This is a genomic window from Aquisphaera insulae (assembly GCF_011064615.1).
Lineage (GTDB): Bacteria > Planctomycetota > Planctomycetia > Isosphaerales > Isosphaeraceae > Aquisphaera > Aquisphaera insulae.
This window is the reverse complement of sequence record NZ_JAALJH010000004.1, coordinates 144,156-156,873: the sequence shown is the minus strand read 5'-3', so window position 1 is coordinate 156,873 and position 12,718 is coordinate 144,156. Positions and strand designations below refer to the sequence as shown.

The window sequence follows — 12,718 nt, the reverse complement described above, 5'->3', positions numbered from 1 at the left end:
CCAGAGGAGGTGACGGAGGCTCGATCAAGGCCCCCTTTACAGCCGGAGGTGGGGGCGGAGGGGGTGGCAGAATTCTCATCGCCACAGGTAACGGAGGGTTTCTTAACAAGGGAGGTCTACTTGACGTTTCGCCTGGCTCCGGTGGTTCCGGGAGCTTTGGGGCCGCCAATGGCTCGCAGGGTGGTAATGGAGAGATCAGACTCATTTCTTATGCTGTGCCAGAGCCGTCGGGTCTGCTCCTATTCTCTTCCGCTAGCGTTGGGTTGGCTGGCTTGGTTATCGTCCGCAAGTTCAGGCTCTTGTAATGGCCCCCGGAAATCGGACCACGCGGTAAGTTATCCTTGAGGGTGACTCATCGAGGGCGTACGTGGAACGATATTTCGAACACGGATACTCTCGACGGCCCCTATCGCGGGATTATCGAGCTGCCCCTCAATCCCGCGGCCATCCCGGAGCCGGTATCGATATTCACCCTGGCGATTGGGTCAGGCTTCGTCGGAGCCCTCCTGGTGGCTCGACATGGTGTGCGAGTGTCTCAGTGATCCTGACTTGTATGCGTTTCAGGGATCCAATCCCCGCCGTGCTCAGATTTCCATCACGATTGCCCGGGATCACGACGATCAATCGTGTTGGACCGAAGGCCTTGGCCGGTCGCGATCGACGCAGAGACCGGCCATGCGCCTCTCCGTCTCTCGACTTCCCTCGATCTTCCGAATCCTTCATTGCCCCCTTCTGAGTCGCAAGTCCTTTCCTCAACGCAACCAACGGCAAGAGCCGCCGGTCTCTTGGCCCCTGGTGGCTTTCATTCCGCCTCCTCAACTCCCGTCGTCGAAGCCGCCCATGGATCCGGGCACGAAACCTGCGATCATGGGGATGGGTTGTGTCGCGACCTGACGTCGGCCGTCACGGTGCGCCGGGATCGAGAGTCGCAATCCATGGGTTGCCCCCGCTCCGTCGGGTCGCCACGGAGCCATCCATTCGTAATGGACCGCGTCCTCGATCGGGCGGGCCACATACAGGCCGGTCGATCACCGGGAGAACGTGGACGAGGTCCGAGTCCGGACTGATGATTGGACCTGCTCCATGTCGACATCCACCAGCGCCTCGCAGCCCGCGACCTCCTCGAAGACGGCCACGTTGAAGCTACCCGGCGAGGAGATCGAGCTGCCGATCATCACCGGGACCGAGGACGAGCAGGCGATCGACATCCAAGCATTGCGGGACCAGTCGGGCTTCATCACGCTCGACCCGGGCTACAGCAACACGGGGGCCTGCGAGAGCAAGATCACCTTCATCGACGGCGAGAAGGGGATCCTCCGCTATCGCGGATATGACATCGAGGACCTGGCGGCGAAGAGCACGTTCGTCGAGACGGCGCTGTTGCTCATGTACGGCGAGCTGCCGGCCGGGGAGACGGTGACACGGTTCCGGGAGAAGCTGACCGACCAGCAGCTCCTGCACGAGAACATGCGGAACCACTTCGAGGGGTTCCCGCCCCACGGCCATCCGATGGCAATGCTGTCGGCGATGATCAACGCGTGCGGATGCTATCATCCCGAGCTGCTCGACCCCGACATGGACGACCAGAGCCTCTTTCATGCCGCGGCCATCCTGATGAGCAAGGTCTGCACGATCGCCGCGTTCGCGTACAAGATGACGTCGGGGCAGCGAGTCGAGTATCCGGACCCGTCGCTCTCCTATTGCCGCAACTTCCTCCACATGATGTTCTCGAAGCCCCACCGCCGCTACGAGCCCACGCCCCAGGTGGTGAAGGCGCTCAGCCGGTTCCTGATCCTCCACGCCGACCACGAGCAGAATTGCAGCACCTCGACCGTGCGGATGGTCGGCTCGTCGCGGGCGAACGTGTTCGCCTCGGTCTCGGCGGGCGTCTGTGCCCTCTGGGGGCCGCTCCACGGCGGCGCCAACATGGCCGTGATCGAGATGCTCGAGCAGATCCACAAGGGGGGCGAGAGCCCGAAGACCATCGTCGAGAAGGTCAAGCAGAAGAAGTTCCGGCTGATGGGCTTCGGCCACCGGGTCTACAAGAACTTCGACCCCCGGGCCAAGATCCTCGAGCAGACCGCCCGCGACCTGCTGGCCACCAAGTCCGAGCCCGACCCGCTCCTGGACATCGCCCACGAGCTCGCCGAGATCGCGCTCACGGATGATTACTTCCTCCAGCGGAAGCTCTACCCGAACGTCGACTTCTACTCGGGCATCATCCTCCGCGCGATCGGCATCCCCGTGAGCATGTTCACGGTGATGTTCTCGATCGGCCGGATCCCCGGCTGGATCGCCCACTGGTACGAGCTCTACCACGACCCCCAGCGGCGGATCTGCCGCCCCCGCCAGATCTACACCGGCCCTCGCCGTCGCGAGTTCGTCCCGGTGGACGAGCGGCGGACCGCCGCGCCGAAGGTGTGCTGACCGAGGGGCTCGGGTGGGCGACGTCGAGCGTGCGCCCACCCGGAGCCGGCTCCTCCAGGGAATGCCCTCATCCTTCGCCGACCACCAGCACCTCGAGCGTCCTCGGCCCGTGGACGCCCTCGACGCGGTGGAGCTCGATGTCCGACGTGGCCGACGGGCCGGAGATGAACGTGATCGGCCGGCCCGGCCGGGAAGCCGATTCGTGGAGCCGCGCGATGGCCTCAGGGACGAGCCCCACGACCTGGTCCTCTCGGATCACGCAGAGGTGGTAATCCGGGATCAGCGAGATCGCGCGGCGGCCCTCGCCCGGTCCGGAATCGAGGACGATCGTCCCGGTCTGGGCGATGCCGACGGCCGAGGCGGTCAGGACGCCATCGCTCTGCTCGAGATCGTCGTTCGTCAGGCCAGGCTCGCGGACCAGGGTCACGCCCGGCGGGGCCCAGCCGTCGGGCAGGTCGGCCGGGACGACCAGGCGCCTGATGCCGCGGGCGGAACAGGCCCCGGCGATGGCCGCCGGGAGGTCCGCCGACTTCACCCGATGGACCACGGCCTTGTAGTCGCGGACCCGTTCGATGAACAGCTCCAGCCGATCGGCCGCGGAGAGGTCATCGCTCGTCCGGTAGTCGCGATCGATGGGCACGTCCTCGGGCGTTTCCGACGAGGGCACGTCCTTGAGGGCGGCTCGTATGCGTTCGAGCATCGGCATGCGTGAGTCGCTCACGAATCGCCCCCTTTCGGCGAATCAGACTTCGGGGACGAGGGGGCTGCGGGCTTCTTCCTCGCCCGCCACCATTCGCGGAACGTCTGATCGGCCACGGGGAAGACGTCGCGGACGGTGGTCCAGCCGCCGAGCTGGCCGGGGAGGGACGTGATGACGCCCCCCTTGAGCATGAACCGCTGGCCGAACCGGCCCATCCGCTGGGCCCGCTCGAAGAGGCCGGGGCTGGCGAAGACGCGGCCCAGCGACTTCATGGCGATGCTCTCGCCCGAGGGCATCAGGTGGTTGTCCTGCTTGTGGCGGACGACCTCGCCGCGGAGGTGGAGGAGGACCTCGGGGATGTTGATCTTCACCGGGCAGACCTCGTAGCAGGCGCCGCAGAGCGAGGAAGCAAATGGCAGGGAGCTCGCGTTCTCCACCCCGACGAGCTGGGGCGTGAGGATGGCGCCGATCGGCCCGGGATAGACCGAGGTGTAGGCGTGGCCGCCGGTCCGCTCGTAGACGGGGCAGATGTTGAGGCAAGCCGAGCAGCGGATGCACTGCAAGGTCTGGCGGCCGGCCGCGTCGGCGAGGACCTTCGTCCGGCCGTTGTCGAGGAGGATCAGGTGGAATTCCTCCGGCCCGTCCCCAGGCGAGACTCCCGTCCAGAACGAGGTATAGGGATTCATCCGCTCGGCCGTGCTCGACCTCGGCAGGAGCTGGAGGAAGACCTCCAGGTCGCGCCAGGTGGGGATGGTCTTCTCGATCCCCATCACCGAGATCAGGACCTTCGGGAGGGTCAGGCACATCCGGCCGTTCCCCTCGGACTCGACGATGCAGATGGTCCCGGTCTCGGCCACGCCGAAGTTCGCGCCACTGACGGCGACCTTGGCGGTGAGGAACTTGCGGCGGAGGTGGGCGCGGGCGGCGGCGGCCAGGTCCTTCGGCTCGTCGGTCAGGTTCTCGGTGCCGGCGAGCCGCTTGCGGAACAGGGCCCGGATCTCGGACCGATTCTTGTGGATGGCCGGGACGAGGATGTGCGAGGACCGCTCGCCGGCGAGCTGGATGATCAGCTCGGCGAGGTCCGTCTCCGTGGCCTCGACGCCGATCTTCTCGAGCGCCTCGTTGAGGCCGATCTCGTCGGTCGTGAGGGACTTGATCTTCACGACCTCGCGGGCGCCGTGCCGGGCGACGAGGCCGCCGATGATCGCGTTCGCCTCGGCCGCGTCGGCCGCCCAGTGGACGACGCCCCCGGCGCGGGTGACGGACGCCTCGAGCTGGAGCAGGTACGTGTCCAGGTGCCGAAGCGTGCGGTCCTTGATGGCGCGGCCGGCCTCGCGGAGGTGTTCCCAGTCCGGCAGCTCCTCGACGACCTTGGCACGCTTGCGGCGGATGGTCGTGGTGGCCTTCCCCATGTTGCGGCGGAGCTGCACGTCTTCCAGGGAGAGCCGGGCGGCGGCCTGGAAGGGGATGCCCGGCTCGGTGGGGAGCGGGTCCATGTGCCGCGACATCAGCTCGGCGGTCGTCGTCGGGATCTTCGGCTTCATCGAGCGGCCCCCATTCCGTCCGTCGCGGCGGTGCCGATCGCGGCGGGCTCGGCCTCGTGGTGCTGGAGGATCTCGGCGATGTGGAGCGGCCGCACGCCGGTCCGCTCGCGGTGGAGGGCGCCGCCGATGTGCATCAGGCAGGAATTGTCGGCCGCGACGCAGTACTCGGCGTCGGTGTCCAGGACGCAGCGGACCTTGTCGGAGAGCATGGCGATCGACGTGTCCGCGTTCTTGACCGCGAAGGTGCCGCCGAACCCGCAGCATTCCTCCTGATTGGCGAGCTCCACGAAGTCGATCCCGCGGACATTCCGGAGCAGCCGCTGGGGGGCGTCGCCGATCCGGAGCATCCGCTGCGAGTGGCAGGTCGGATGGAACGTCACCCGATGCGGGAAGTAGGCGCCCACGTCCTCGACCTTCAGGACCCCGGTGAGGAAGGTGGTGAACTCGTGGACCCGGGGGATCAGGGCGTCGACCTCGCGGGCAAGCCCCTCGTCGCCGGCCAGGGCCGCGACCTTGGGGTACATCTCGTGGACCATGCCGACGCACGACGGCGACGGCGAGACCACGGCCTCGGCGTCGGCGAAGGTCTGCACGAAGTGGCGGACCAGCGGGATGGCCTCGCGCTGATAGCCGGTGTTGAAGTGCATCTGTCCGCAGCAGGTCTGCGCCATCGGGAAATCGACCTCGTGTCCGAGTCGTTCCAGGACGTTCACCACGGCGCGGCCGGTGCCGGGGAAGAGGGTGTCGTTGAAGCAGGCGATGAAGAGGGAAACTCGCATGGGTCTGTCGCTCGCACTCCCCGGCAATTCGGGCGGGCCGACGGCGGCTCGCCTCGACCTCAGCTCTCGACGCGCTCGGATTCGCGGCCGGCCTCCTGGACGCCCTTGGCGGCGATGGGCTCGACGCGGATCTTCCGGATCCGGGTCGGATCCGCCCGGGTGACCGTCAGGCGGTGGCCCTCGACGTCGACGGCGTCCCCGACCCGGGCCAACCGGCCCAGCAGGTCCAGGACCAGGCCCCCGGCGGTCTCCACGTCGGTCTCCGGCAGGGTCATCCCGACCTGCTCCGCCAGGACGTCCAGCGGGCAGGAGGCTTCCACCTCGAAGGTCCCGTCCTCGCCCGCGACGACCGGCGGAGACTCCCGGTCGAACTCGTCCTGGATCGGCCCGACCAGCTCCTCGAGCACGTTTTCCAGGGTGACCATCCCGACCATGCTGCCATACTCGTCCAGCAGCATCGCGAGGTGGACGCGGTTCTTCTGGAACTCGACGAGGAGCTGGTCGAGCCGGAGGGTGACGGGGAGGAAAGGGACCTTGCGGGCGAGCTGCTTGAGGTCGAGCCGGCCGTTCTGGGCCGTCCCCGCGCGGAAGACGTCCTTGACGTGGATGATGCCGATCACCCTGGTCAGGTCGTCCTCGCAGAGCGGGAACCGCGTATGGCCAGCCTGGCGGGCCAGCCGCAGGTTCTCCTCCAGCGGGCGGGCTAGGCTCAGGTAGACGATGTCGGTCCGAGGCACCATGACCCGCTTCGCGGTCTTCTCCTCGAGGTTGAGGACGTTCTCGATCATGATCCGTTCCTGGCGCGAGAGGTGCCCCCCCTCGGTGCTCTCCAGGAGGATGTGGCGGAGCTCCTCCTCCGTGTGCGTCAGCTCGTGGGAGCTCGCCCGGCCCAGGCCGAGGATCCGGAGCGTCAGATTGCTCGCCGTGTTCAGCAGCCAGATGACCGGCCAGAAGAGGTGAGCCAGCAGGACCAGCGGGGGGGCCGTGATCAGGGCAAGGGCCAGCGGCACCCGGATCGCCAGGGTCTTGGGGGCCTGCTCGCCCAGGGCCATGTGGAGGAAGGTCACCAGGCTGATCGCCGCCACCGGGACGATCCCCGCGGAGAGGCCCGGCATCAGGTGTTCCAGGTCCATCCCCATCCAGCCGAGGAGGACCTGGAATGGCCAGGCGGCTCGGCCCAACACCGTGCCAACGACCGGCAGTTCGCCGACGCGGTGGAAGATCGACTTCACGACCGGCTCGACCCAGCCCTCGATCGCCCGCCCCAGGGCCAGGCTCGCGACCGTGATCCCGATCTGCGACGCCGAGAGGTACAGGTCCAGCCTGTCGAGCGCCCGGCTCGTGATCCGGGCCGCCCAGCTCCCCTCCTCGACGAGCTGCTCGATCTGGCTGGTCCGGACCTTGACGAGCGCGAATTCCGCGGCGACGAAGTACGCGTTGATCAGGATCAGCCCGGCGATGATCAGGAAATGAGAGTAGTCCATCGTGGGACCGACGTCCCCTCCTCGCCTTGTGGATAGCCCCGGCCGAAAGCAACATCCTAATCGAAAGGAGGCGGGCTCGCACTCCCGGACCGGCCACGCATTCGGCGTGCCGGGCTCTCGCGACCCTGCACCGCCGCGTGTTTCCCGTCGTCACCAATCGCGGGCTTCCGGCTTGACGGCCCGGTCCTTCGGCTTTACGATGCAAAGTAATGGCCCTGTGATGGAATCGGCGGGAGGCATGCGGGGGGGAACCCTATGGAGTTGCGCGAGGCGCTCACGCAGATCACGGAAATCCGCCTCCAGATGGCCCGGACGGAGGTCTTCCGGGGATACCGGGCGATGCCCGCGGCCTTCTCCGGCCTGGTGGCCATCGGCGCGGGTTTCCTCCAGTCCGCGGCCCTGCCCGATCCGGCGCAGAACCTTTCCGCCTATCTTTGGCTCTGGGTCGGGGCCGCGGCGATCAGCGGCGCGTCGGCCGCCTTCGAGATGATCGTGAGGGCAAGGAACGCGGGCTCGCCGATGACTCGCGAGCTGACCCGCCTGGCGATCGAGCAGTTCTGCCCCTGCCTGGTGGCTGGCGGACTGCTGACGATCGTCATCGCCCGCACGGCGCCGGATTCGGGCTGGATCCTGCCGGGGCTCTGGCAGGTCCTGTACAGCCTGGGGATCTTCGCGTCCTGCCGGCTCCTGCCGCGGCCCACGGCCTGGGTGGCCGCGTTCTACCTCCTCTGCGGGCTCGCCGTCCTGGGACTCTGCCGGGGCGAGCTTGCCCTCAGCCCCTGGGCGATGGGCTTCCCCTTCGGGGCCGGCCAGCTCCTCGCCGCCGCCGTGCTCTACCGAACCCTGGAGCGCGATCATGCGTCGTAAGACGACCACCCCGCCCGCCGAGGAGCAGAACGGCCGCTTCGCCTACGAGGGCCTCGAGCGGATCTTCCACGAGAAGGCGAGGCTGGGCATCATGACCTCGCTCGTGACCAACCCTCGCGGCGTGATCTTCTCCGACCTCAAGGAATTCTGCCACCTCACCGACGGCAACCTCAGCCGCCACCTGGGGGTCCTCCACGAGGCCGGTTTCGTGGAAATCTGGAAGGGATTCCACAAGAACCGCCCCCAGACCCTCTGCCGCGTCACGGACGACGGCCGCCGTCGGTTCCTCGAGTACATCAGCGTCCTCGAGTCCGTCGTCCAGGATGCCCTCCAGGCCGCCGCCCGCCCCGCGACCGGCTCCGGCCTGACCGAGGGCTGGTCGCCCATCTAGACCGTGACCGTCCGGCCCTCCGCGGCCGGTGCCTTCACGTCTGTTTACTTTGTATCGCAAAGTTAACGAGGATTCCGAGCGGCCGTCGAACGGGAGGCGAACGATGCGAGTGATTCGGGCGGAGGTCCTGGGGATGTGTTTCGGGGTCCGCGACGCCTTGCGGGTGGTCGAGCGGATTGGCGACCCCGGCGGGGTGATCGTCCACGGCGAACTCGTGCACAACGAGGTCGTGCTCGGCGACATGGAGCGCCGGGGATTCGCGATCCGGAGGGAGGCGGAACGATCGACGGCAGAGCTGCCGCGGGGGCACCGCGTCCTGATCACGGCGCATGGGATTTCCGATCGAGAGAGGACGCGGCTCGAGGCGGCCGGAAACGAGCTACTCGACACGACCTGCCCGCTGGTGATCCGCGTCCACCTGGCGGCGAGGAACCTGCATGAGGAGGGATACCACGTCCTGGTGCTGGGCCGGAAGGGGCACGTCGAGGTCCGGGGCGTCGTGGAGGACCTGGAGCGGGTGGACGTGATCGAGGACGAGGCCGACGTCCGCGACTTCGGCCTCCCCAGGCTGGGGATCGTCTGTCAGACGACGACGCCGGAGAGCCGCGCGGCCGAGCTTCGCCGGCGGATCGCCGCGTGCAACCCGGACTCGGAGATCCGCTTCGTGGACACGGTCTGTCAGCCGACGAAGGATCATCAGCGGGCGCTTGAACGCCTGCTCGACCGCGTCGACGCGGTCGTGGTGGTCGGTGGTCGATCGTCGAACAACACGCGACAGCTCCTGGAGCTGTGCCATCTCCGCGGGAGACCGGCGCGGCTCGTGACGTCGGCGGACGAGCTGGACGAGGGCTGGCTCGCGGGATTCGCCTCCGTCGGGTTGACGGCCGGGACCTCGACGCTCGACCGGACCATTGACGAGGTTCATCGGGCACTGGTCCAGATCGGGACCCGGATGAACGGGCCGTTGCCCGCGGACTGCTGCCCGGCCGATCCCGGGCTTGTCCGCTCGGATGCCCTCGCCTGATTGGGGCATTCGGGGCGGGATCGGGCGACCGGTGGGGACTACCGAACCGGCCCGTGATTCGAGAGAATCGGGGCATGTCGACCGAACTCTGGCGTCCGTCCCTGGACCTGGCCCTCCATCGCAACCGGCAGTCGCCGCAGGCGCGGTTCGTCCAGCTTGCGACGGTGCGCGAGGATGGCCGGCCCGCCGTCCGGACGATCGTCTGGCGAGGGTTCCTGGAGGACGGGGCCCGGCTCATCTTCGCGACCGATTCCCGGGCGCGAAAATGGACGGAGATCGGGGCCTCGCCCTGGGGCGAAGCCTGCTGGTATTTCCACGTCACTCGCGAGCAATTCCGGCTCGGCGGTCCCCTCTCGGTCGTGGACGAGTCCACGACCGACCGGGAGCTGCTCGAGGTGCGGGTCGCCACCTGGCGGGAGATGTCCGCCGAGTCCCGCCTGACCTACACCTGGCCCGACCCCGGGCGCGCCCGGGTGCCGCTGGCACCGTTCCCCACCGTCCCGCCGGACCCGCTCGAGCCGCTCCCCCACTTCGGCCTCCTCGTGCTCGACGTGAGCGAGGTCGACCACCTGGAGCTCGTCGGCAATCCCCAGCATCGCTGGGAGTACAAGCGGGACGAATACGGGCGATGGTCGGCGGCGGAGATCAACCCCTGAGCCCTGCGTTCGGGCGGAAACTCAGGGCTTCTTCGATTCGCTCGGCGTCGCCGGTGCAGGCTGCGGCTTCTGGACGGCGTCGACGAATGCCTGCACGGCCACGCGGGCAATCTCGGCGTCCTGATCGCCCGAGTTGCCGCCCACGCCCACGGCGCCGATGACCTGGCCGTCAATCACGAGGGGGACGCCCCCCGGGAGCGTCGACAGGGTCCCCCCGCTGGCCTGGGCCGAGAGCTGGAGGCCCAGGTTCAGCAGCGGGTCCGGTTCCTTCGTGCCCGAGGGGATCGGCCCGGTGGCCGTCCGCAGGGTCGCCGCGCTGGTCGCCTTGGTGATCGACGTGTACGCGCTGACCGTCCGTGCTCCGTCCATGCGATCGAAGCTGAGGAGGTGGCCGCCGTCGTCCACGACCGCGACGTTGACCTTCAGGTTCATCTCGATCGCCTTCCCCTTGGCCGCGGCGATGATCAGCCGGGCTCCTTCGAGGGTCAGCCTGGTCTGGTTTCGGATCACGAGAGAGCTCGCGGCCTGGGGCGCACCCGTGGAGGCCTCGGCACGGTGCGGGTCGGCCCGGCCGGACGAAGGGACGGCGGCGGGCATCGCGGTCTCGGTCGGCGGGAAGCTCCCGGGCCGGGTGCTCTCGCCGGACGGCTCGGGCATCTCGCCCGGCGGGACCTTGCCGAGCTTCTTCGCCGCGGTCAGCTCGGCCTCGAGGGCCTCGATTCCCCGGCCGAGCCCTTCGTCGAAGCGTCGCTTCCTGAAGCTCTCGATGAAGGTTGCGCGGACCTTGTCGCGTGCCGGCCGGTTCAGTGCCTCGGCGTAACGAGTCGAGGGGAGGACCTCGAGCTTCATGTCCTTTCGGGCCACGAGGACGAAGATCCCCTGGGTCCCCGCGCGGCGGGCGAGGCGAGCGGCGACCTGGTCGATCTTCTCGCCATCGAGCGAGTCGATCGTCTGGATGAGCACGGGCGAGCCCGTCTGCTTCTCGATCCGTCCGAGCTCCGCCCGGGCCTGCTTCTCGGCGTCCTCCGAGAACATCCCCGCGCCGTCGCGGATGTCGGACGGGACCGTGGTCATCTCGGGAGGCGAGAGCCGCCGTGGCCCTCCTCCCTGGACCTCGGGCTCTCGAACCTGCGCGCCGGCCGGTCGCGACGATCCCATCCCGTGAAGGGCGGCCAGCACGAGGAGTGCGGAAAGGACTCGATCGGGGCGTATCTTCGCGAGGATCATCGTGGAGGCTCCCGTTTCCCGGCTGGGGGATTCGACGTCGACCGCGTCGAGCTATCCAGGCACAAATCGCGCCGCGATCTCAGCCGATCACGGCAACGGGCGGACGAGCAGGTCCTTGAAGTGGACCTCCATCGGTGCGCCGGCGTGGATCTGGACGGCGATCAGGCCGTCGCGGGCGATCTCGGCCTCCGGCTCGGTATAGGTGGCGGTGGTCGAGCCGTTGAGGTAGAGGGTCACGCGGTCTCCCATCGCGTAGACCACGTAGTGATTCCAGCCTTCCTTCTTGAGGGGCTTGAGGGCTTCCGGGGTCGCCTTCACCAGGGTCTTGTTCCGCCGCGACTCGTCGTAGAGCGAGCCCCAGTAGTCCTCGCCGATATCGGCCTGATAGCCCGACATCTCGGTGCCCGGGACGCGTACGCTGCGGAACTGGACGCCGCTGTTGCCCTTGCCGGCGACGAGGCGGAACCAGAGCGAGAGGATGAAATCCCCCTGGCGCTCGCGATGGGCGAGGAACTCGTTGTGATCGATGCCCGGCGACTTGCCCACGAGGATGCCGTCGTGCGCCGACCAGAGCGAGGAGTTCCCCTCCCAGCCCGTCGTGTCGGTGCCGCTGAACAGGGGCGCGAAGGTCGAGGCCTCGAGGACGGGGGGCTTGTTGTCGAGGGCCCGGAGCCAGTGGAGGATGATCGCCGCGTTGTAAGTCGTCCCCAGGCTGGGAGGGCCGCCGGGAGTCCCGGAGTAGCTGCCGTCGGCGTTGCGGCAGCGGGCGATGAAGCCGACGAGCTTCTCGACGTCGGGCTTCTCCTTGAGCATGTAGAGGGCCCGCATGATCCGGTAGCTGCTGCCGAGATCGGGCGGCCCGTCGTCCTTCGACCAGGCCCCCTCGGGTCGCTGGCCGGCCTTGAGCGCGGCGACGACAGCCTCCTTGCGGTCCAGCGGCAGGCGCATTCGAAGGATCGCCGCGGCCGCTCCGCCGGTGGCGAATGCCTTCGAGGAGCCCTCTCCGAACGAGCCGTCGGGCTGGCGCATCTGCTCGATGCGCTGGGACCACTTGGAGAAGTCCGGAGAATCCGCCTCGACGGCCTCGAGCCCGGCGATGGCCATCCGGACATCCTCGAAGCTCTTCGCCTGCTCGCCGAAGAAGGCGACGGCCTCCTCGACCAAGGCCTCGTCGACAATCTTCAACTCGACCGCCGCCATCAGGCCGATCGCGGTCACGACGACCTCGGGCTCGCCGCCCGGTGTCGCCGCGAACCCCTTGCCGGGGACGCGGCAGGCCTTGACGAACTTGATGCAGTCCGCCACGTCCGGGGCCGAGCCGCCGACAAACCCGAGCGTCCGGATCGCCGTGCTTGTCGCCCCGAGCGTCGAGGGCTGCCCCGGCGCCGGTGCGAATCCCCCGTCCGAATTCTGCTGGGCCGCGACGTAAGCCGCCGTTTGCGCGAAGTCCGCCGCGGACTGCCCGCGGGCCTCGATCCCCCAGGCCATCAGCCCCGCCAGCACGGCGGCCATCCCCCAGGCGTTGCGTCTCATCGCGATCCTCCTCCGCGGCTGCAAGTCGATGCCTTGCCCGATCCGGGCAGGCACATGACCCCAGTCTGCCAGGAGGGCTCGCGGAG

11 protein-coding genes are annotated in these 12,718 nt (G+C 68.3%); 5 read left to right on the top strand and 6 right to left on the bottom strand.

Features of this window, described 5'->3' with window-relative positions; all coding sequences use genetic code 11:
* Positions 1–1,083: 1,083 nt before the first annotated feature.
* A complete protein-coding gene (locus G6O54_RS04050) occupies positions 1,084–2,427 on the top strand; it encodes a citrate synthase (protein ID WP_165220387.1) in 1,344 nt (447 codons plus the stop codon).
* Positions 2,428–2,494: 67 nt separating this feature from the next.
* On the opposite strand, the gene G6O54_RS04045 is transcribed toward G6O54_RS04050, so the two are convergent.
* From G6O54_RS04045 to G6O54_RS04030, 4 genes are read right to left on the bottom strand one after another with little or no spacing between them, the layout of a single operon-like run.
* Positions 2,495–3,148 (bottom strand): LutC/YkgG family protein, encoded by a 654-nt coding sequence (locus G6O54_RS04045; protein ID WP_165220384.1) that lies wholly within the window; start codon positions 3,146–3,148, stop codon positions 2,495–2,497.
* A complete protein-coding gene (locus tag G6O54_RS04040; RefSeq protein WP_369432124.1) occupies positions 3,145–4,623 on the bottom strand; it encodes a LutB/LldF family L-lactate oxidation iron-sulfur protein in 1,479 nt (492 codons plus the stop codon). The genes G6O54_RS04045 and G6O54_RS04040 overlap by 4 nt, the downstream gene beginning before the upstream one ends.
* A 44-nt stretch (positions 4,624–4,667) precedes the next feature.
* Entirely contained in the window at positions 4,668–5,450 is a 783-nt protein-coding gene (locus G6O54_RS04035) for a (Fe-S)-binding protein (protein WP_165220381.1), read from the bottom strand.
* 59 nt (positions 5,451–5,509) lie between these two features.
* Entirely contained in the window at positions 5,510–6,934 is a 1,425-nt protein-coding gene (locus G6O54_RS04030; RefSeq protein ID WP_165220378.1) for a hemolysin family protein, read from the bottom strand.
* A 255-nt stretch (positions 6,935–7,189) separates the two neighbouring features.
* Here G6O54_RS04030 and G6O54_RS04025 point away from each other — a divergent pair, with 255 nt between their 5' ends.
* The 4 genes from G6O54_RS04025 to G6O54_RS04010 all read left to right on the top strand — a co-directional run bounded on the left by G6O54_RS04025 (position 7,190) and on the right by G6O54_RS04010 (position 9,872).
* The gene (locus G6O54_RS04025) at positions 7,190–7,801 is read left to right on the top strand and encodes a hypothetical protein (protein ID WP_165220375.1); all 612 of its coding nucleotides are present in this window, start codon (positions 7,190–7,192) and stop codon (positions 7,799–7,801) included.
* Positions 7,791–8,192: a transcriptional regulator gene (locus G6O54_RS04020; protein ID WP_165220372.1), complete on the top strand. Its 402-nt coding sequence runs from the start codon at positions 7,791–7,793 to the stop codon at positions 8,190–8,192. The genes G6O54_RS04025 and G6O54_RS04020 overlap by 11 nt, the downstream gene beginning before the upstream one ends.
* Positions 8,193–8,295: 103 nt before the next feature.
* Entirely contained in the window at positions 8,296–9,216 is a 921-nt protein-coding gene (ispH, locus tag G6O54_RS04015; RefSeq protein ID WP_165220369.1) for a 4-hydroxy-3-methylbut-2-enyl diphosphate reductase, read from the top strand.
* A 74-nt stretch (positions 9,217–9,290) separates the two neighbouring features.
* Positions 9,291–9,872, top strand: a complete 582-nt coding sequence (locus G6O54_RS04010; RefSeq protein ID WP_165220366.1) for an Npun_F5749 family FMN-dependent PPOX-type flavoprotein — start codon at positions 9,291–9,293, stop codon at positions 9,870–9,872.
* A gap of 21 nt (positions 9,873–9,893) precedes the next feature.
* On the opposite strand, the gene G6O54_RS04005 is transcribed toward G6O54_RS04010, so the two are convergent.
* Both G6O54_RS04005 and G6O54_RS04000 read right to left on the bottom strand, forming a co-directional pair.
* Positions 9,894–11,099: a heme-binding protein gene (locus tag G6O54_RS04005; RefSeq protein WP_165220363.1), complete on the bottom strand. Its 1,206-nt coding sequence runs from the start codon at positions 11,097–11,099 to the stop codon at positions 9,894–9,896.
* An 87-nt stretch (positions 11,100–11,186) separates the two neighbouring features.
* On the bottom strand, positions 11,187–12,632 hold the full coding sequence (locus G6O54_RS04000) for a 3-keto-alpha-glucoside-1,2-lyase-like domain-containing protein (RefSeq protein ID WP_165220360.1): 1,446 nt from the start codon (positions 12,630–12,632) through the stop codon (positions 11,187–11,189).
* Positions 12,633–12,718 lie beyond the last annotated feature (86 nt).